The sequence below is a fragment of the Hymenobacter defluvii genome, assembly GCF_017589435.1.
Classification (GTDB): domain Bacteria; phylum Bacteroidota; class Bacteroidia; order Cytophagales; family Hymenobacteraceae; genus Hymenobacter; species Hymenobacter profundi.
In genome coordinates this window covers 63,016-82,115 of the sequence record NZ_JAGETX010000001.1, presented here as the reverse complement: position 1 = coordinate 82,115, position 19,100 = coordinate 63,016, and the positions used below count along the sequence as shown (strand labels likewise).

Genomic DNA, 19,100 nt, shown 5'->3' with positions numbered 1-19,100 from the left:
AAGCAAATTACTTCCAATCAGGGTAGGTAGCATTCTCAAATAAGCGCATCCGGTTGGCACCATTCAAGTCAACGATCCAGACTTCGGGCACTGAGCGGGCCACGTTGTTTACCTGCACGAAAATCACCTTGCTCCCATCTGGCGCGTAGTGCGGCAGCACATCATTGAAACCCAATGGCTTACTATTAGCGGCACTCGCTCCAGAACCTGTCCCAGCCGAAATATCAACCAGGTTGCTACCATCCAATAGCTGAGAGAAGATGTGTGCGTTGAGTTGCCGACCGGTTCCATCGTCGTACCCATCTACGTCGCGGGTGTAAAGCAGGCGGCGCCCATCGACGCTGAATGACGGTGAATCGAGGCGGCCCGGCAAATTCCCTATTGCCAGGGTCAGGCCTGTACCATCGGGCTTGAGGTAGTACAGCTCAGAATCATAGACACTGACGCCCACTGTTTGCACCACAATCCGATTGCCTTGGCTTGTCCAGTCGCATTCACGGAAGTGCCGCTCGGCGGGGGCTGTGGCTATCAATGTTAGGCCTGTACCGTCGCGGTTGATGCGGTAAAGCTTGTTGTAGCTACTATACAATAGCTGCGACCCGTCGGGCGACCAGCAATAGCCCGTACCAAAATTGAAGTAGCCTTCCACAGGCAGCTGCGTAATCTGCCGTTGATCCGACCCGTCGCGGTTTATCGTATATAGCTGATACTGCCCGGTGGCGTTGGAAGCATACGCTATCCGGTCGCGGTTGGGACTCAGCCGCGGCGCGGTTTCTACAGAAGCGGAGGTGGTCAGGCGCAGTAGCATGTTGCCCGTAGTGTTGGAAGAATAAATATCTGTGTTTCCGTTTACCTCGCGGGCGAATAGGTAGCGATTATCGGGTAGGGCGCCCGTAGTAAAGCTCCACAGATTGGAGCGTGTAGCGGCTCCACTCCCATTCCGGATCGTTACTTGCCAGAAGTAGGTGGTGTTGTACTGCAAGCCGGTGGCGCGCACCGTAGTATCGCGAGAGTTGGTGAGCAGCTGGCGCCGAACAGTGGAGTTGCTTTCGTATAGCAGCACATCGTAGCGCAGAGAGTCGCTGAGGAGTGCAGGGCGCACCGGGTGCCACTCCAGCGTCACATCGGGGCCAGGCACGTTGGCCTGGTCGGCGGGCGCGGGCCGGGTAGGCGCGGCGGGCGCAGTGGCCGTCTGGCTTTTGGTGAGAATAATGGCTACTTGGGCCGTCTGGTTTTCCTCTACTGTAATGGTAGTAGTAGCAGGTTGATATTCCGTTTTGGAAGCTGTAATGGCGAGGCGCCCGGTAGGCACTCGCTCCAGCAAAAAACTCCCCTGCGCATCGGTTACCACGGCCGAGGTAGCAGGTGTAGTGCTAATGGCAACGTTGGCAAGGGGCTGGTTGGTGCGGGCATCGCGTAGCACACCCGACACGTTCCCGTAATACACAGGCTCTACCGGAGTGTCTTCGCAAGCGCTCAGCGCCAGCCAGCAGAAACAACAGAACAGCCAATGGCACCAGGTTGCGCGTACATAATGAAGCATCACAGCAATATGATAAGGAGTGGGTGGTAGGGAGCGGGTAGGGCGAACGACATGCGGCTATGCAGCACCGAGATAAGCAGGCTAGTGAGTGGGCGTAGACTGCCACACTGAGTCGCGGGCTAGCAGAACACCGGCGTGGGTGAAAATGCGCAACCGTCCAGCATAGGCACCACCTGCATCTACTGTGATATGCGAAAGCCGCACCGTCTGACCAGGCAGCAACTCAAACTCGCCGCTTTGTCGACTCGTTGCCTGTCCACCCTGGCTTTTTTTTGCCACCACCAACTCGTAGCGGTAGCTGGCTGGCTGGGTGCTCTGGCTGTGGCAATACCCGGTGATGCGTAATTGAACCGCATCACGCTCCAGCGCAATTTTCGCCTCGCAAGGTTTTTCCCTATCCTGAAAGGCCAATAAACAGCCAGGAAGCAGCACGTGTAGTATATGTTTTATCATACGCTAACCAAGTAGGTGGTCTGCTTTTCAGCAGCATGGGGTGGAAAGCATTATTAATCGAGACTAGGGTAGGCTAATCGTACAGCATGGCTTTAGCACCGCTGCCCGCAATGGGAAAGACCAACCTGATGGGCTGGTCTTTCCTACTGTACTGGGGCTGCCTATTACTGCCCTACTTTGCCCTGCTCAATGCTCAGACGAATGCCGTTGCCGCGCATTTCGATACTGTAGCCCTGCGGCACCGCTGGGCCCGCATCGCGCGTGTTCAGCAAATTGTTGTTGCCTTCTTGCAACACGCTGTATTCCATATTGGAGGTTTGGGCTTGACGGTTCAACAGGTTGCCATTGCCTTTCTGCACGAGGGTAGTCAGGTTCTGGTCGCCGAGTACCTCGCTCACGGCCATATTGTCTTGGCCTTGCTGGGTGATGCGGGTGGTATTGCCCGTGCCCGTTTGCACAATGTAGGCTTTGTTCAGGCTCCCTACCTGCTCAATGAAGGCCCGATTGGTCTGGTTGCCTGCATTTTGCTGGGTAGTGAGGGCCAAGTTTCTATTGCCCTGCTGCACAATTTCCGACAGGTTTTGCAGGTTCACGAGCAACGGTACGGGCAGGTTTTTCCAATTGGCCCCCAGGTCTTCCACCAGCCGCTGCTCAGGGGTAGCGGCTTCGCTGCGGCCAAGCTGCTGGCCCAGTACGGGGTAAGCGCCCCAGCTTAGCAAGCCACTCAGTACCAAAAGCAGTGCGTATTTCATGGTTTTTCAGAGAAAGGGTACTCTTGCTTTGCCATTGCTAAAGCCGTAGCTGGGTGCTGCTCCCCGGCGAGAGACTTACGCACCCAGCTGGCTAGGCAGGCGGCCAGAGTACCACCCGCCACTGCTTAGCGACGGTCTTGCGAAACAATAGCGGCGTTGGAGTTGCCGCCTTGCTGAATGGAGCTGCGCTGATATTGGTCACCGCTCATAATGACGCCGCTTGCCAGCGTTTTGCCCTGAAGCGTAACGGCCGTATTAAGATCACCTGTCTGCTGCTGCACGGCGGTGCTGTAGTTGGTATGCTGAAAAACATCCCCACTGTTGCTGTTGCCTTGCTGGTCTTGCGAGGAAAGGTTGTTGTTGCCGTACTGGTTGAGGTTGGCAATGTTGTCGTTACCCACGCCAGTTCCTGTGCCTTGCTGACGCTGCTGTGCCCAGTTGTTATTGCCGTTTTCAGTGCTGCCGGGAGTATACGAACCATCTACCTGGTCTACGTTGATGCCAGCTTTGTTGCGGCTGCCGTTCTGTAGTTGAATCGTTGTGTTTTGGCTACCCCATACAATGGTCTGTGCTTGGTTGCTAGTACCGGTTTGCACCTGAAGCCCGTAGTTGCGGTTGCCTTCGCGTTGGTAAAGTTGGGCGTTATTCTTGGTGCCACTTTGGTCTACCACAGCCACGTTATTATCACCACGGTCTTTAGCAGGCGCGCCCGATGCCTGGCCCTGAATTACCACCGAGCAGTTATCAATAGATGCCAACGATGGAGCGCTGTAATTAGGATTGGGGTTGCTTTGATTCACAGGCCGAGCGTTCAAGCTAATCGTTTCGCAGCCGATGCAATCATTCACGTTACGGAACTCAGCGCGGGTACCAGTCTGTGCATGGGCGGCTCCAGCCAATAGCACAGCACCTGCAAGCAAAAGTTGAATCTTTTTCATGTTGGAGGTATAAGTATGATTATGTTGTGTTTTAGCAACAGATACCCTCTGCCGCTATCAGAAAATTTTTCTTGCTCTTTCCGGAAGAACAAGTCAAATATAGGGGTGTGAAACAAAACCGCAAACGATTTCGTATTGAAATAATATTTTTTTATGTAAAAATAATTATACTATTAGCGGTTAATAGTACTAATCCTTTTCCTACTCTCAAAACAGTACTATTCCACTGTTTTCACCATATTTTTTTCTTCTAATTACCAGCCGTTTTCGGACGCCTTTTTGCGTTGCCTACTATATAGGTCAACCCCACTTGTAGGGAGGTGGTGTTATCGTTGTACTGGCCCACGCTTGCGCCGTCTAGGTTGTCGCGCAGAAATAGCCGCCCGTCGGCGCTGCCGGTAGCGCACCACTTGCCGCTTAGCTGATACTCCAGGCCCACGCCCAGGGTAGCGTGGGGCACTATCCCGCGCGGGCCGGTCTCGTTGCCGCGGCCGTGCTGCGTAGCCCCTCCGGCCAGCGTTAGGTAGGGCGAGAGCCGGTCGGTGGGTAGCAGGCGCATCTGCACGCCCGCCTCGGCATAATAGATTGACTGGTTGAAGAAGCGCTCTGTGGCCAAGCGCCCACCTCCAACCGACACAAAGGGTAGCCAGCGGCCACCTTCCAGCTGGTACAGCAGTTTGCCCTGCATTACGGGCGTAACACGCGGATTGGCAAAGTCGCCGGCGTAGCGTTGGGCGCCTGCCGTGAGGGTGGCGTGAACGGCCGGATGGCGCTCCAGCACCTGCCGGCCCAGCACGTCGTAGTGCAGGCCATACTCCCGCTCCCGTACATAGGCCAGCATTTTGCTACCCGTGCGCTCCGTCGAGTCCTGCACCGCCCACAGGTTTAGCTGAATACCTTCGAATACCAAAGCTTGCACAGCCTTCTCAATGGCATCCTTCACGGCCATCTCGCTGGGCTCGTTGTAGGTGAAGCCGGTTTCGGTTTCCAGCAGCCGCTTAAACTTCACAAAGCGAAACAGGCTGGCGTCTACCTGCTGCGACAAAATGGTTTTGGACGTGTATACGGTCTTCAAAATCTGGCCGGTGCTGGTGCTGATGGCCCGCAGGTACACCGTCACGCGGTCTTGCCGGTATTGCCCGGAGGCACCCGCCCCAAAGTAGCGCAGGCCGGCCCCGCCGGTCAGCATATTGGCATCGTACGATATGATGCCGCCCTCCAGGATTACGCCCGCAAACAGCAGCGGAGGAAGCACCGGCTGCTTCACACCAGTTTGCTCGGCAAACTCGGCGCGCGTGGAGCGAATGATTTTGCGCTCGTTAAGCAGGTTGCCCAGGTTTTCGCGCTCAATCGGGTCAAACCACCCCGATTCTTCCAAGGCTTTCAGCAAAATGGTGGTAGCCCCCTGCGTGATGGCCGTGGAGAAGCTAGACCCATTGAGTTGGGGCTTGTATTGGCCGGTTTGGTCTCGAAACTTATACACAGCCACTACCGTGCGGGCTTTAGGGGCGGGCAGGTTTCGCATCTCGCGGTTGGCGTTTACCTCGGCACCCAACCGGGCGCGCTCCGTGCCGAAAGGCTGGTGAAAATAGGGCGTGCAGCCAGCCAACAGCAGGCCGCATACTACAGGTAGGTAGCGGAGTAAGCGTAGATTCATACGGGTGGGATGGGGCGGGTAAACGAACTGATAGCAGCGGGTAGGCAGCCCGCGCCTACGGGATATTAGGGATAGTGACGGTGGTTTGGTTGCCGGTGGCCGGGTCAGAAATCTGGATAACCACCCCCGCGCTTCCCGGCGTCACCTGAATCTGGTAGCCGCCTACTTGGTAAGTGCCCGCCTTCACGGTGCTACCCTGCCCAAACTGCGAGGTAATAAACCGGTCTGTTAGCTGACTCAAAATCTGCCGGTTCAGGCCCGCCGCAAAGTCAGCCAGCGGGTCGGTGGCGGCTTGTGCACGGCTGCTATTAGGGTCTTTGTTGGTGTCCTGGGCAGTGGCGGCGCTCAACATCCAGGAATAGTTGAAGGAGTTGCCGCCCCCAAAATTGGGGTTCTTCGGCTCGTATATGAAATCTTGCGCCTGCGCAAAACCCGGCAGTAGGTATACACTCAGCAGCACCAAACAGAAGCGAAGCATTTTCATGAGAGAAGGGTAGGTAAGAGGGTGGAGAGATAAGTGGCTGTAGTAGGGTAGGACGGCGGCTAGTATACTTCCAGGGTGCGCCGCTCGCCCCGCTCCAGCTGGCGGCTGATTTCCTGACTGGTTTGCAGGTATTCTATTGCCAGAGCAATGGCCTGACTGGCAGCTTCCTCTACCAACTCCTGCCGCGGTTGCAACGGAAATTCAAGCAAGTCTTCGTTGTTGACGCTCACGGCTACCAAGGCCGAGTTGCCGCGGGCCGGTCGCTCGCTGATCGTCACCAGAAAGTCTTGCACACCCACGGGCGCCTCGAAGCCGGCGTAGAAGGCATCGTAGAAATCGTGGCCAATCTTCGTCACCGTCTGGTCCATTACCAAGCCGCTCGCTTCGGGGCCACCAATAGGCGCCTGAGTGGACTGGAGCGAATCGGCGCGGAGCAATAGGCGCAGGGCCTCTTCCACTTTCTTGGGGGAGAGTTGCCGACTTTCTTGTTTGCCCGGCAGCTTGGAATCCGCTTTGGAGGGCTGGTTTACACGCACCGGTGCCCGGCGCTCAGCTTGCCCATAGGTAGTGGGCATACCCAGCAGCCCTACCCAGCATAACAAGCCGCCACATACCCGAACCATAGCAGAAATTCCCGTGATGTTCATACAATTGTCTTATTCTTATGAGATATGACTTACTTTAAACAAAAATCAATTCCTGTACATACAGAGATAAAAGCCAATAAATAACTCAAAAATGGATTTATCAAACGGTTCACATAAATGTAACTGTCTGATAAAATAATACAACTCCCGCAACCATTATTTGCATTATAATTATTAATTAATCAATATTTTATCGAATAAATCATATAATATACACTGTGTTTTGCCTGGGATTTACATCAGGAGCACTAACCGCATATTTATCAGCCTTTCATCCGCCAGGACTGGAGAACGGTGCTGCTGTTTTTCCTCAACCATGTGAAATGCAGAGAGACAGGAAGCTTTAGGATGGTCCTTATCTTACCTTTGTAGCATGAATCTGCTTTCCGCTGAGAATATCTCGAAAAATTACGCCGACCGTTGGTTGTTCCGCGACCTGAACTTTGGCCTGCAACAAGGGCAGCGCGTGGCGCTGGTCGGCATCAACGGCACCGGTAAAACCACGTTGCTGCGCATTCTGGCCGGTATTGAGCCCGGCGATACGGGCTCGGTGAGCGTGCGCAAGGAAACCCGCGTGGCCTTCCTGGGCCAGCAGCCGGTGTTCGACGAAAACCTGACGGTAGAAGAAACCATCTTTGCCAGCCAAAACGCTACCCTCGCCGCCATCCGCGACTACGAGCATGTGGTAAACGACCCCAACCACTCGCCCAACGAACTGCAACGGGTGCTGGAGCTGATGGACACGCACAATGCCTGGGACTACGACTCGCAGGTGAAGCAGATTCTGGGCCGACTGGGTATCCTGGGTGAATTGCTGGAACGTAAGGTCAGCAACTTGTCGGGTGGGCAGCGCAAGCGTGTGGCCCTAGCCCGCGTGCTGATTGAGGAGCCCGATGTACTGATTCTGGACGAGCCTACCAACCACCTCGACCTCGATACCATTGAGTGGCTCGAAAACCGCTTGGCCTCCCCTACCCTCACGCTGCTGATGGTAACCCACGACCGCTATTTCCTGGATAAAGTAGCCAACGAAATTGTGGAGCTGGACCAGGGCCGCGTGCACCGATACCAGGGCAACTACTCCTACTTCGTAGAGAAGAAAGCCGAGCGTGAGCAGATGGAAACCGTGGAGGTGGAAAAAGCCCGCAACCTGTTGCGCAAGGAATTGGAGTGGATGCGCCGCCAGCCCCAGGCCCGCGGCACCAAGCAGAAAGCCCGCATCGACGCGTTCTACGAAACGCAGGAGAAGGCCAAAACCAAGATTGGCGGTCCGCAGCTGGAGTTGTCGGTGAAAACGACCCGCCAGGGCGGCAAGATCATTGAGGTAGAGCACCTGCACAAGCAGTTTGGCGACCATGTGGTGCTGGACGATTTCAGCTACGTGTTCAAGAAAAAGGACCGCATTGGCCTAATTGGGCCGAATGGTGCGGGCAAGTCTACCCTGCTCAACATGCTCACGGGCCGCTTGGCGCCCGACTCGGGTACCGTAGATGCGGGCCAGACTACCGTATTTGGCTACTACACCCAAACCGAGCTGGAATTCGATGAATCGCAGCGTGTGATTGACATTGTGAAGGAAGTGGCCGAGGTAGTGGAAATGGCCAACGGCGACGTGGTAACGGCTTCGCAGTTTTTGCAGCACTTCCAGTTCCCGCCGGCGCAGCAGTATACGTTGGTAAGCAAGCTGAGCGGAGGCGAGAAGCGCCGCTTGCAACTATTGCGTGTACTCATCAAGAACCCCAACTTCCTGATTCTGGACGAGCCGACCAACGACCTAGACATCATCACGCTGAATATCCTGGAAGATTTCCTCCTAAATTTCGCGGGCTGTCTGCTTATCGTGTCGCACGACCGCTACTTTATGGATGCGCTGGTGGAGCACGTATTTGTGCTGGAGCCAGGCGGCGTGATGCACAACTTCCCCGGCAACTACACCGACTACCGCGAGTGGCAGAAAGAGCACAACACGGCCGAGTATCAGCAGCAAGCTGCCAAAACGGCCAAAGCCGCTGCTGGGGTGGCGCCTGTTGCCGCCCCGGCAGCCCCTACCCCTGCGGCGACGCCCAAGCGCAAGGCCTCTTTCGCTGAAAAGAAGGAATACGAAACGCTGGAAGCTGCCATTGAGCAATTGGAAAACGAGAAGCAGCAACTCGTAGACAAGCTCAGCAGCGGCAGCGGCACACCCCAGGAGTTGGCCGACTGGGCGGCCCGCCTTAAGAAAATTGATACAGAGTTGGATACCAAAGGCGAACGGTGGCTAGAGCTAGCCGAATTCGTGTAGACAATCTCCACAAAGCAAAAGCGCCGACTCCCACGAGCCGGCGCTTTTGCTTTCTGAAGCTACTGCTTCGTCCGGTCTTGCGTGAAATCGAACGTGGCGGGCTGCTGCTCGTTGACAGGCACTACTACCCGAATAACATCGGCCGCATCGGTGCGCGGAAAGTAAACGTAGCCGCGGATGTACTGGCCCGGTGGCAACGTGTTTTTGCGCAACAGCCGTTGCTCTACCTCCTCCTTCGTGTATCGTACTTGGTCGGCCGCTATGCTGTGGTCTATGCGGTGGTTGGTGTAGTAGTCTCGCTCGCTTTGCTGCCGTTCCTCGCGCTCGTCTATTTCTTTCTCCGTCTCTTCTTTCTTGATGCTGGCCACATTTTCTGTAATGTGGCTTAGCGTGGTGAGCAATTCGCCGAAACTGACTTTGGTGGCTTCTTTGGATTCGTACGCCAGCTGCGTTTCCAGTTGCTGCATGCGTTGCTCTGGGTCGATGGCCGCTACGCGCCCCGGCACATTGGTGGGGGTACCTGCCGCTGCGGCCTGGGTAACCACGGGTTGGTAGTAAAACTGCTCGGGGGCTACCAGAATAGGCTGTGAGGAGCCATTTTCTACTACTGCCTCAAATACCAACTCTCTACCTTCATACCGCACGAAGCTCATTTGCACCAGCATACTGTCCTGCTCTTGCAGCATCATTTCGCGCCCTTCATACCAGATAGTATCCGCCGCCGTGGGTTTCATGGTGAGGAAGTAAGACGGTCCGCACGCGCTTAGAAAGCCGCCGAGCATGAATACAGATAGGAGTTGAGGTAATTTCATAATGGGTAGCAAGCTAAAGGGTAATTCTGATAGAACTGAGCATTTTTTAGCAAGTCATCTTCTATCTGTCATGCTTCGACAAGCGGACGCCAGATCAAGCATGACGTTTTGGCGATTCTCTAAACAGATTCAGTTACGCTAACGGAATATGCGGCATATAATATATAAAACAAAACCCAGGCTACGCTAGCGCAACCTGGGTTTCAACAGTAGATTCTTTCTAGCTTATGCTTTCCACACCTCCTGACGCACGGTCTTGCCTACCGTCAGAAAAAGGCGAGTAGGGTTAGGTATCAAAGTAAGACGGGCTTCCTTGCCGGAATATTTCTCTGAGTCGATCCAAACGCCTTCCTTGGGGGTAGGCTCGCCGCTGATGTTGGCGGGCAGGTAGGCCGTGGGCAGCAGCACGTCGGTATCGGAGCCCAGGTCGTCGTGCACTTTCTCCAGCGCTTCTTCCAGAAACTGGCCGTACTCGTCGTTGAAATCATCTTCCAGATCGTGCAGTTCTTCTTCTACGTCGTCGTAGCGGGCGTCGTCGTAGGTGAGGGTTTGCAGTTCCTGCTTTTTCTCAATCAGGGTAACGAGGGCTTGGTTTAGTTCAGTAACGTTCATAGGTGGTACAACGGCGGAGGTTAGAGTTAACGATACAAAGGTGGGGAGGAATCCCTACATTTCTACGGTGGCAGGGCGTAGAAACCCACGAAGGGCCTACCGGTAGACTAGTATACGGGCCAACGAACAGTTGTTTTCGCAAGTTCGCTCCAGGCCTCTTTTACGTAGTAACGGAGATTCGTCAGTGCTTTTCGCGCTGATATTGTGTAAACCTCTTTTCTTTACCGCCGTTCTCAAAAGACCGACTTTTTTTACTTCCACAATTCCCTTTTATGGCTCTCTCCCCCGACGTTCAGCAGAAAATCAATACCTGGCTCTCCGGCAACTACGATGCGACCACCAAAGCCGATATTCAGCAACTGGTAGCCACCGGCCAGGACGATGCGCTCAACGATGCCTTCTACCGCGACCTGGAGTTTGGTACCGGTGGCCTCCGCGGCGTGATGGGCGCCGGCTCCAACCGCATGAACCGCTACACGCTGGGCATGGCCACGCAGGGCCTGAGCAACTACTTGCTGCACTCGTTTGGCGGCCAGGAAATTAAAGTGGCCATTGCCCACGACTCGCGCAACAACAGCAAAGAGTTTGCGCGCATTGCGGCCGATATCTTCTCGGCCAACGGCATCACGGTGTATTTGTTTGATGCCCTGCGCCCTACCCCAGAGCTGTCGTTTGCCATCCGCTACCTGGGCTGCCAAAGCGGCTGCGTTATCACGGCTTCGCACAACCCCAAGGAGTACAACGGCTTCAAGGTGTACTGGAACGACGGCGCCCAAGTGGTAGCACCGCACGATAAGAACATCATTGAGGAGGTGCAGAGCATTCAGTCGGTGGATGAGGTGAGGTTCCAGGCCGACGAGTCGAAGATTCACCTGATTGGGCCGGAGCTGGACGAGGCCTACCTCCGGCAGGTACAGCAGCTCAGCATCAACCCGGCCGCTATTCAGCGCCAGTCGGACCTGAAAATCGTATTTACCCCACTACATGGCACCGGCATCACGCTGGTACCGAAAGCATTGGAGCGCTTTGGCTTCCAGAACGTGCACGTGGTGCAGGAGCAGGCTACCCCCGACGGCAACTTCCCTACGGTGCAGTCGCCGAACCCCGAGGAAAAGGCTGCTATGCAATTAGCGCTAGATCAGGCTAAAGCCTTGGACGCCGACATTGTGCTAGCCACTGACCCCGACGCTGACCGCGTGGGCATGGGTGTGAAAAACGACAAAGGCGAATGGGTGCTGCTGAACGGCAACCAGACAGCTGCCCTACTCACGCAATATATGCTGTCGGCCCGCAAGCAGGCTGGCAAGATGACCGATAAGGACTTCATCGTGTATACGATTGTGACCAGCGACGTGCTGGGCGACATCGCCAATCGCTACCAAGTGAAGGCCTATAACACGCTTACAGGCTTCAAATACATTGCTGGTATTATCCGCGACCTGGAAGGTAAGGAAACGTATATCTGCGGCGGTGAGGAAAGCTACGGCTTTATGATTGGCGATTTTGTGCGCGATAAAGACGCTGTATCGGCGTGTGCGCTGGTGGCCGAAATGGCAGCCGTAGCCAAGGACAAGGGCCGCACGCTCTATGAAGAAATGGTGCAGATGTACGCCGACTACGGCCTCTACAAAGAACACCTGATTTCGCTGACCAAGAAGGGTCAGCGCGGCGCCGAGGAAATTCAGGAGATGATGCGCGACCTGCGCGCCAACCCGCCCGCTACCATCGCCGGCTCGCCAGTGGTGGAAATCCGGGATTACAAAACCGGCAAAATCACCGATCAGAAAACCGGCCAAACCACCGACACTGGCTTGGAAAGCAGCAATGTATTGCAGTTCCTGACCGAAGACGGCAGCAAAATTTCGGCCCGTCCCAGCGGCACCGAGCCCAAAATCAAGTTTTACTTCAGCGTGAAGCAGCCGCTGAAATCTACTGTGGATTTCGACTTGGCCGACCGTACGTTGGATCAGCGCATTCAGGCGATTATCGAGGATATGCAGTTGAAATAGGGTTAATTTAGGTCCTGATAGACTAAAAAAAGGCCTGTCATCCTGAGCGGAGCGAAGGACCTTCTCATGCGTGAACGACAATCGTATTAACGACTCGTTCACGCATGAGAAGGTCCTTCGCTCCGCTCAGGATGACAGGCCTTTTTCATTTTTACAATACTCTCTACCCCAGCCCTACCCTATATCTGCCGCTTCAGGCGCAGGCTCGTAGAGAACAACTCCCCGTTGGGGCGGCGCACGATGAATATTAACTCGCGCTTGTCGCCGGAGTGTAGCAGGCGGCTGATTTGCGTGAGTGTCATGTTGCCGGTAGGCTGCATGTTAATGATGAGTAATTCGTCGTCGGGTTGCAGGCCGGCGGCGGCGGCGGGCGAGCCGGGCTCTACTTTCAAAATGAGATAGCGGCGGTAGTCGGTACCAACCGCCAGCAAGTCAATGCCGCTCATATCGTGCTCGAAGGGGTCGTGGTAGAGCGCGTTGGGGCGCAGCAGCAGCCTACCCCGCTGGTAGTCGATGATGGTGGTGAAGCGCTTGAGCAGCTCGAAGCCCAGGCCACCGTCGCGCGGCACGGTGGTCTTTAGGCGTACTTCCTGCGCATCGGGGAAGGATGTGAGGAGCGACTTCACCCGGTAGCGCCCCAGCTGCATGCTCTGTACCCGCGCCAGGTAGCCGTTGATGTTGCCACTCAGGCCTAGCCCTAGCTGCGCCCGCAGCCGACGTTGGGGTAGGGGAATATCAGACGCCGAGCCGGTTTCCAAGGACAGAGCATGACCCGCGCCCGTGTCCAGAAGCAGTTTTAGGGGCATCGTCAGGGTGTCGTTGAGCTGCACGGCGGTGGTCAGGTAGGTGCGGTTGGCCCGTAGCGTTAGTGGAATGCGGGCCCACCGCCGCGAGCGGGGCGCCCGGTAGCGGATGGGGTCGTGGAGGTAGAGCAAGGCCGGGTCGGCGTGTATTTCCACCACAAAGCTCTGGAACACATCATAGCCCAAAATGCCGTGAATGGGCATTCCTACATAGGCCGACAAATTGAGTATGTCCTCCGAAAGCGTGAAGAACGTGAGGGCCGGTGCTACCGCGCCTGGCAGCTGCACCTGCACGCTATCTACACGGTAGGCCAGCAGCGGCTGCTCCGATTCGCCGGCACCCATCAGCCGGATTTCCTCGCCGGTGCGCAGTTGCAGGAAGTTCTTCACGGCCGGATCGGTGAGAATGGAAATCCCTACCCCCGAATCGAGCAGAAAATTGTACGGCCCCTGCCCGTTGAGCCGGGCACTCACAATAACCAGGTTGCGCTGCAACAGAAACGGTAGGCTGATGCGGCGCGCCCGTGGCCGCTCGAACCGAAAGGCTGGCTTTTCCTGCGCTACCAATGGCCCGGCGCTCAGCAGCAGCGCCGCCAGCAGCCACAAACGACTACCCTGAAAAATCAGTGTAAGTACTTGAACCAAGAGCATATAGGGTAGGAAAGAGCGTTGGGTAAGATACGCAAAAAACGTACGCCCCGCCACTTCACCCCTACCCTAGCCTACTCCGGCAATTCCCACGTACCCTGCGGATTGTAGTGCAGCGCTCCGCCCTGGATGTGCAGCGGTGCCGCCACGTTGTTGTGGTACAGCTGGCCCGTGCCCAGGCCCTGCGGAAAGCCATCCATTACGTACTGCCCGGCAAACTGACTGATGGCATTCAGCCCCACGTTGGATTCCAGCGCCGAGGTCAGCCACCAGCCAATGCCTAGTTGGTTGGCCGTGTGCAGCCACTGAAGCGTGCGTTGTAGCCCACCCAGTAGGGTTGGTTTCAGGATGATGTAGGCCGGCCGGATTGTCGAGAGCAACGCCGTTTGTTCTTCGGCCGGTATCCCAATCAACTCCTCATCCAGAGCCACCGGCACCGGCGACTCTTGGCAAATGCGAGCCATTTCCGGCCACTGCCCTGCCTGAATGGGCTGCTCGATGGAGTGCAGCGCAAACTCGCTGAGCGCCGTTAGCTTGGCCAGCGCCTCGGCGGGTGCAAAGGCCCCGTTGGCATCCACACGTAGCGTCAACTCCTCGGGGCCGGCCACCGCCCGGATTTCGCGCAGCAGCTGCAATTCCGTGGCAAAATCCAGACTTCCGATTTTCAGCTTCAGGCAGGAGTAGCCGTCGGCCAGCTTTTTCTGGATCTGCTCGCGCATGAAGGCCGCGTCGCCCATCCACACCAGCCCGTTGATGGGTAGGCCCGCCTCGCCCCGGCTGAACGGCGTATCGTAGAGCAGGCGTCGGCCGCCGTGTTGCAGGTCGAGCAGGGCCGTTTCGAGGGCGAAGCGCAGGGCTGGCAGGTCTTCTCCCACCAACTGGTGCGCGTGTTCGGGTAGTAGCTCTGCCAGGGCACGCCGGTTGAACTCGGCACACAACGCCTGAATTTGTGCCTCGAAACCGGGGCCATAGTCGGGGCTGAGGCCAGCTAGTGGGGCGGCCTCGCCCAGCCCTACCACGCTGGGCTGAGCTGTGTCGTGCACGTGCAGGTACCAGGCCACGTGCTCGGTGAGGGCGCCGCGCGAGGTGCGGGCCGGGAAGTTGAAGCGAAGCGGGCGGTGCGAGTAGCGGAGCGTGAGCATAGAAAACCGGCGGTATGTGGGCCGTCAGTACACAACCGCGCACGTTGATTTCGGTTGGCTGCCACAAAAAAATAAACCCTTGGCTTGGCCAAGGGTTTACGCATGTAGTAAGTATAGCAACTACCTAGCGGGTAGCCGTCTCCGGACGTGTGCGGCTGGCCATACCACCTTTGCGGCCGGCAGCGCGAGCCTCTTCCGAGGTAAAACGGTGTCCGCGGCCGCTGGCGTGCGAGGCTTTTCCGCCTTCGCTGGCAATGCGGCGCTGCTGCTCAGGGTCCATGGCGGCAAAACCGCGAGGGCTCTTCGTAACTGTTTTGTTGGCCCGGCGCTGTGCTGGACGACGAGTGGTTGTGGAGGAAGTGGCGTTGGTTTGCATAGCGCTTAGTGGTAAAAGGATGAAGAATAGAACTTGCCATCTGCGTAAGCAAGTCAGGACAAGAGACGATAAAAAGAAAAGAAAGGACCGCTTTTATGCCCATAAATCAAGGTTTATACTGAACAGTATGGTTACTTACCGCACCACGCCGCGATAAATACGGATGAGCTTGCAGAGAGCTGTATTTATCACAATTCGTTGTCCAACGCCTACCTTTTGCCGTACGTATTAACAACCTGCCAACTCCACTAGTATGTCTACCACTGCTTCCCCAACTACTGTTACCACTACCCCTACCACCCTCAATACCAACTGGCTAACCCGCTACCAAGCCGTGCGCGAGCAGTCGGTGGCGCTGTGCCGCCCGTTGCTGGCCGAGGATACCGTGGTGCAGCCTACCCTCGATGTGAGCCCACCCAAATGGCACTTGGCGCACATGAGCTGGTTTTTTGAGACGTTCCTGCTGCGCGAATACCTGCCGGGCTACACGGTATTCCACCCCGAATACGCCTACCTGTTTAACTCCTATTATAACTCGCTGGGCAGCCGCGTGAACCGTGCCGACCGCGGCACCATTTCGCGCCCACCGCTGGCCGATGTGTACGCCTACCGCGCCCATGTAGACGCGCACATGGCTCAACTGCTGGCCCTAGCCGACACCTTACCCGCCACGCTTGCCGAGCTGTTTGAGTTGGGTTTGCAGCACGAGCAGCAGCACCAGGAGCTTCTGGCTACGGACATCAAATACATTCTGAGCACCAGCCCGTTGGCACCCGCCTACCTACCCGCGCCAGCCGACCAGAAACCAGCTACCTCAGCCCCCCCCGCTACCTGGCTGCCCGTAACCGGAGGCATGCACCAGGTAGGCTACGAGGGCACCGGCTTTTGCTTCGACAACGAGCTACCGGTGCACGACACTTACGTGGCTGACTTCGAGTTGCAGAACCGCTTGGTAACCAACGCCGAATACTTGGAATTCATACAGGCCGGCGGCTACAAGGATTTTCGCTATTGGCTGGGTGAGGGTTGGGAACTGGTGCAGCGCGAAGGCTGGCAGGCTCCCTTATATTGGGTGGAGAAAGATGGGCAATGGTTGCGCTTCACTCACCACGGCTTGCAACCCCTGAACATGGCCGCGCCGGTCACGCAAATCAGCTTTTACGAGGCTGATGCCTACGCGCAGTGGTCCGGCCACCGCTTGCCCACGGAACAGGAATGGGAAATTGCGGCCCGGCAGTTTCAGCCTACCGCAGCCACTGGCACCTTCCTGGAAAGCGGCCTCTTCGACCCGCAACCCCTCCCCGCCGATGCCGACCCCAGCCAGTGCCACCAGCTCCTCGGCGACGCCTGGGAGTGGACCTACTCGCCCTACCATCCCTACCCTGGCTACCAGCGTGCGGCTGGGGCACTGGGCGAATACAACGGCAAGTTTATGGTGAACCAGCTGGTACTGCGCGGCGGCTCCTGCGCCACCCCCGAAAGCCACATTCGCCCTACCTACCGCAACTTCTTCCACGCCGATAAGCGCTGGCAGTTCACGGGTATTCGCTTGGCCCGGTAACGTCTGTCATCCTGAGCATGTGGCGCATCAAGCCAGTGTCGAAGGACCTTATCACGATTGAACGACAGACGTAACAACGACTCGTTCTGCGGGCATAAGGTCCTTCGACACTGGCTTGATGCGCCACATGCTCAGGATGACAATCTCATTGTAAAACCGCACCCGATACTTTTTCTTTCATGCCCCACATCTCCTCCCCTACCTCCACTGAGCCAGCAGCACCCGCTTCTGCTACTGATCTGGGCCAGCACGTAGCCGACGGCCTGAGCCGCACGCCCAAAATGCTGTCGTCGATGTATTTCTACGACGACGAGGGTAGCCGACTGTTTCAGCAGATTATGGCGCTGCCGGAGTACTACCCTACTCGCACCGAGTTTGCCTTGCTCACGACGCACCAGGCCGCCATTGCCGATGCACTACGCCCCACAGCCGCCGACGAGCATTTTTTTCTAGTGGAGTTGGGAGCTGGTGACGGTCTGAAAACAAAAATCTTACTCCGTCATCTACTCGATACCGGCGCCCGTTTCACCTACGTGCCGGTGGATATTTCGACGGGTGCGTTGGATGGCTTAGTAGCCAGCCTGACCGACGAGCTACCGACGCTACCCGTGGAGCCCGTAACGGCCGACTATGCCGACGCGCTGACGCTACTGGCCGCCCGGCCCGGCCGCAAAGCGGTGCTGTTTCTGGGCTCCAACATCGGCAACTTCTTACCCAAGGATCGGCATGAATTTCTGCGGAGCGTAGCCCGGCCGCTTTCGTCCGACGACCGGCTGCTCATTGGCTTCGACTTACAAAAAGACCCGCGCCTGATTCGGGCGGCGTACGATGACACGCAGGGTATCACGGCGGCGTTCAACTTCAACCTGCTCAAGCGCTTGAACCGCGAGTTGGGTGCCGATTTCGACCTGGAGCACTGGCAGCACTACACTGATTATGACCCGCTGAGCGGGGCTGTGCGCTCCTTTTTGGTGAGTACCCGCGCCCAAACGGTGCAGTTTGCCGCCCTGGATTTGCACGTGAAGTTTGCGGCCTGGGAGATGATTCATACCGAAAACTCCTACAAGTTCACCCTACCCCAAATCGAGCAGCTGGGCCAGGATGCCGGGCTCACACTGGTGCATTCCTTCTCGGATGCGCAGGCTTATTTCGCCGATGTGGTGCTGGCACCTGAGTAGCCGCGGCCTAGCTTGCGGTTTCCTTTCTATCTTCTGACTTCTCTGGTATATGTCCTCTTCGCCTCTGGTTAGTCTGGCTTCTGGCTACGGCCCCTACCCTACCCCCGCCGTGGCGGTGGAAGCGGCTATGGCTACTCTGCGCAGCAACCGGGCCCTGCCCGTATCGGCGGCCGAAGGACAACCGGAATTACGGGCGGCTCTGGCGTCGCACTACCGGCAGTGGGGCGCCACCCACGTCACGCCCGAGCACGTGGTGGTGACGCCCGGCGGCAAAGCGGGTCTGCTCACGCTGCTGCAAGCCGTGCTGCAACCCGGCGACGAAGTGCTGGTGCCGACTCCCGCGTGGTTTGGCTTCTGGGAGGTGATTCAGCGGGCGGGCGGCGTGGTGCGGCTGCTCCCGCTTTCCGCCGATGATAACTACGCCTTTACCCCGGCGCAGCTCGCGGAGGCCCTCACGCCTCGCACCCGCCTGCTGCTGCTCACCAATCCCAACAACCCTACCGGCCGCCTCTACACGCGGGCCGAGGTAGGGGCGCTGCTGGAAGTCACGCAGCAACACCCGGAGCTACTGGTGCTCTCCGATGAAATCTACGACCTGGTGCAGTTTGGCGAGGACCCAACTCCTACCCTGCTCTCCTTCCCTGACCCGCACGCGCAACACTTGGTGCTCAACGGCTTCTCGAAGTCGCTGGAGTTGGTGGGCTGGGGTGTGGGCTACCTGGTAGTGCCGCCAGCGCTGGCCCGCAAGTGTGCGGCCATTCAGTTTGCCACCGGCAAATCGGTGCCCGCGCCGGCCCAGGCGGCAGCCCAAGCGGCCGTAGAAGCTGCCGCTGCCATTGCGGCCGACCTGTTGGCCCGGCTGGCGCCCAACCGGGCCCAGCTCTTGTACGCCCTGGCTGCCCTACCCCACGTGCCCGCCCTACCCCCGCCGGCCGGCACCTACTACGCCTTCCCCGATTTGCGCGCCTACCTACCTCCAGCCGAATCGAAAGAGGTTGCTTCGGCTGCCCTGGTGACCCATCTAAAATCCAACGGGGTAGAGGTGGTAGACGGCACCAGTTGCGGCACGCCGGGCTTTGTGCGGCTTTCATACGCCGTAGAGCCCGCGGTGCTGACTGAGGCGCTGCCTCGGCTACGGACGGCGCTGGAAGCAATGCGTAAGCGAATTTAGGCCGCTGCTGTTCACCCCACCCCCGTCCCCTCC

17 protein-coding genes are annotated in these 19,100 nt (G+C 57.3%); 5 read left to right on the top strand and 12 right to left on the bottom strand.

All coding sequences use genetic code 11. The features are described from left to right. Window positions 1–7: 7 nt before the first annotated feature. The 7 genes from J4D97_RS00325 to J4D97_RS00295 all read right to left on the bottom strand — a co-directional run bounded on the left by J4D97_RS00325 (window position 8) and on the right by J4D97_RS00295 (window position 6,450). Entirely contained in the window at window positions 8–1,447 is a 1,440-nt protein-coding gene (locus J4D97_RS00325) for a carboxypeptidase-like regulatory domain-containing protein (RefSeq protein ID WP_208305894.1), read from the bottom strand. A 177-nt stretch (window positions 1,448–1,624) separates the two neighbouring features. Then, window positions 1,625–1,996: a curli-like amyloid fiber formation chaperone CsgH gene (gene csgH / locus J4D97_RS00320; RefSeq protein WP_208305893.1), complete on the bottom strand. Its 372-nt coding sequence runs from the start codon at window positions 1,994–1,996 to the stop codon at window positions 1,625–1,627. 164 nt (window positions 1,997–2,160) lie between these two features. Next, complete coding sequence (locus J4D97_RS00315) at window positions 2,161–2,748, bottom strand: hypothetical protein (protein ID WP_208305892.1); 588 nt, start codon at window positions 2,746–2,748, stop codon at window positions 2,161–2,163. A 125-nt stretch (window positions 2,749–2,873) separates the two neighbouring features. Then, on the bottom strand, window positions 2,874–3,686 hold the full coding sequence (locus tag J4D97_RS00310; RefSeq protein ID WP_185283041.1) for a hypothetical protein: 813 nt from the start codon (window positions 3,684–3,686) through the stop codon (window positions 2,874–2,876). A gap of 250 nt (window positions 3,687–3,936) precedes the next feature. Beyond that, complete coding sequence (locus tag J4D97_RS00305) at window positions 3,937–5,343, bottom strand: CsgG/HfaB family protein (protein WP_208305891.1); 1,407 nt, start codon at window positions 5,341–5,343, stop codon at window positions 3,937–3,939. Between the two features lie 55 nt (window positions 5,344–5,398). Further along, window positions 5,399–5,827 carry a curli production assembly/transport component CsgF gene (locus J4D97_RS00300; RefSeq protein WP_243900069.1) on the bottom strand — a complete coding sequence of 143 codons (429 nt, stop codon included), beginning with the start codon at window positions 5,825–5,827 and terminating at the stop codon, window positions 5,399–5,401. A 59-nt stretch (window positions 5,828–5,886) separates the two neighbouring features. Further along, window positions 5,887–6,450, bottom strand: coding sequence for a CsgE family curli-type amyloid fiber assembly protein (locus J4D97_RS00295; RefSeq protein WP_208305890.1), 564 nt, complete (start codon window positions 6,448–6,450; stop codon window positions 5,887–5,889). Between the two features lie 397 nt (window positions 6,451–6,847). Here J4D97_RS00295 and J4D97_RS00290 point away from each other — a divergent pair, with 397 nt between their 5' ends. Then, entirely contained in the window at window positions 6,848–8,755 is a 1,908-nt protein-coding gene (locus tag J4D97_RS00290) for an ABC-F family ATP-binding cassette domain-containing protein (protein ID WP_208305889.1), read from the top strand. A 59-nt stretch (window positions 8,756–8,814) separates the two neighbouring features. Here J4D97_RS00290 and J4D97_RS00285 read toward each other — a convergent pair whose 3' ends face one another. Continuing rightward, window positions 8,815–9,567 carry a hypothetical protein gene (locus J4D97_RS00285; protein WP_208305888.1) on the bottom strand — a complete coding sequence of 251 codons (753 nt, stop codon included), beginning with the start codon at window positions 9,565–9,567 and terminating at the stop codon, window positions 8,815–8,817. Window positions 9,568–9,792: 225 nt separating this feature from the next. Beyond that, window positions 9,793–10,179 (bottom strand): hypothetical protein, encoded by a 387-nt coding sequence (locus J4D97_RS00280; RefSeq protein ID WP_185283036.1) that lies wholly within the window; start codon window positions 10,177–10,179, stop codon window positions 9,793–9,795. Between the two features lie 272 nt (window positions 10,180–10,451). On the opposite strand from J4D97_RS00280, the gene J4D97_RS00275 reads away from it, so the two are divergent. After that, window positions 10,452–12,188, top strand: a complete 1,737-nt coding sequence (locus J4D97_RS00275) for a phospho-sugar mutase (protein ID WP_208305887.1) — start codon at window positions 10,452–10,454, stop codon at window positions 12,186–12,188. 179 nt (window positions 12,189–12,367) lie between these two features. On the opposite strand, the gene J4D97_RS00270 is transcribed toward J4D97_RS00275, so the two are convergent. From J4D97_RS00270 to J4D97_RS00260, 3 genes are all read right to left on the bottom strand, one after another. Continuing rightward, complete coding sequence (locus J4D97_RS00270) at window positions 12,368–13,642, bottom strand: aspartyl protease family protein (protein ID WP_208305886.1); 1,275 nt, start codon at window positions 13,640–13,642, stop codon at window positions 12,368–12,370. Window positions 13,643–13,713: 71 nt separating this feature from the next. Then, window positions 13,714–14,781: an o-succinylbenzoate synthase gene (locus J4D97_RS00265; protein ID WP_208305885.1), complete on the bottom strand. Its 1,068-nt coding sequence runs from the start codon at window positions 14,779–14,781 to the stop codon at window positions 13,714–13,716. 124 nt (window positions 14,782–14,905) lie between these two features. Continuing rightward, window positions 14,906–15,157: a KGG domain-containing protein gene (locus J4D97_RS00260; RefSeq protein WP_185283032.1), complete on the bottom strand. Its 252-nt coding sequence runs from the start codon at window positions 15,155–15,157 to the stop codon at window positions 14,906–14,908. Window positions 15,158–15,410: 253 nt separating this feature from the next. On the opposite strand from J4D97_RS00260, the gene egtB reads away from it, so the two are divergent. From egtB to J4D97_RS00245, 3 genes are all read left to right on the top strand, one after another. Next, a complete protein-coding gene (egtB, locus tag J4D97_RS00255) occupies window positions 15,411–16,718 on the top strand; it encodes an ergothioneine biosynthesis protein EgtB (RefSeq protein WP_208305884.1) in 1,308 nt (435 codons plus the stop codon). Window positions 16,719–16,897: 179 nt separating this feature from the next. Then, window positions 16,898–17,896, top strand: coding sequence for an L-histidine N(alpha)-methyltransferase (gene egtD / locus J4D97_RS00250; protein ID WP_208305883.1), 999 nt, complete (start codon window positions 16,898–16,900; stop codon window positions 17,894–17,896). Between the two features lie 49 nt (window positions 17,897–17,945). Continuing rightward, a complete protein-coding gene (locus J4D97_RS00245) occupies window positions 17,946–19,067 on the top strand; it encodes a pyridoxal phosphate-dependent aminotransferase (protein ID WP_208305882.1) in 1,122 nt (373 codons plus the stop codon). Window positions 19,068–19,100: the final 33 nt, after the last annotated feature.

Bases quoted from the DNA above. Each gene is read 5' to 3' on its own strand.
- J4D97_RS00300 (WP_243900069.1), bottom strand. From the start codon at position 5,827: ATGAAAATGCTTCGCTTCTGTTTGGTGCTGCTGAGTGTATACCTACTG.
- J4D97_RS00270 (WP_208305886.1), bottom strand. From the start codon at position 13,642: ATGCTCTTGGTTCAAGTACTTACACTGATTTTTCAGGGTAGTCGTTTG.
- csgH (WP_208305893.1), bottom strand. From the start codon at position 1,996: ATGATAAAACATATACTACACGTGCTGCTTCCTGGCTGTTTATTGGCC.
- J4D97_RS00295 (WP_208305890.1), bottom strand. From the start codon at position 6,450: ATGGTTCGGGTATGTGGCGGCTTGTTATGCTGGGTAGGGCTGCTGGGT.
- J4D97_RS00265 (WP_208305885.1), bottom strand. From the start codon at position 14,781: ATGCTCACGCTCCGCTACTCGCACCGCCCGCTTCGCTTCAACTTCCCG.
- egtD (WP_208305883.1), top strand. From the start codon at position 16,898: ATGCCCCACATCTCCTCCCCTACCTCCACTGAGCCAGCAGCACCCGCT.
- J4D97_RS00285 (WP_208305888.1), bottom strand. From the start codon at position 9,567: ATGAAATTACCTCAACTCCTATCTGTATTCATGCTCGGCGGCTTTCTA.
- J4D97_RS00315 (WP_208305892.1), bottom strand. From the start codon at position 2,748: ATGAAATACGCACTGCTTTTGGTACTGAGTGGCTTGCTAAGCTGGGGC.
- J4D97_RS00275 (WP_208305887.1), top strand. From the start codon at position 10,452: ATGGCTCTCTCCCCCGACGTTCAGCAGAAAATCAATACCTGGCTCTCC.
- J4D97_RS00290 (WP_208305889.1), top strand. From the start codon at position 6,848: ATGAATCTGCTTTCCGCTGAGAATATCTCGAAAAATTACGCCGACCGT.
- J4D97_RS00305 (WP_208305891.1), bottom strand. From the start codon at position 5,343: ATGAATCTACGCTTACTCCGCTACCTACCTGTAGTATGCGGCCTGCTG.
- J4D97_RS00260 (WP_185283032.1), bottom strand. From the start codon at position 15,157: ATGCAAACCAACGCCACTTCCTCCACAACCACTCGTCGTCCAGCACAG.
- J4D97_RS00280 (WP_185283036.1), bottom strand. From the start codon at position 10,179: ATGAACGTTACTGAACTAAACCAAGCCCTCGTTACCCTGATTGAGAAA.
- J4D97_RS00310 (WP_185283041.1), bottom strand. From the start codon at position 3,686: ATGAAAAAGATTCAACTTTTGCTTGCAGGTGCTGTGCTATTGGCTGGA.
- egtB (WP_208305884.1), top strand. From the start codon at position 15,411: ATGTCTACCACTGCTTCCCCAACTACTGTTACCACTACCCCTACCACC.
- J4D97_RS00245 (WP_208305882.1), top strand. From the start codon at position 17,946: ATGTCCTCTTCGCCTCTGGTTAGTCTGGCTTCTGGCTACGGCCCCTAC.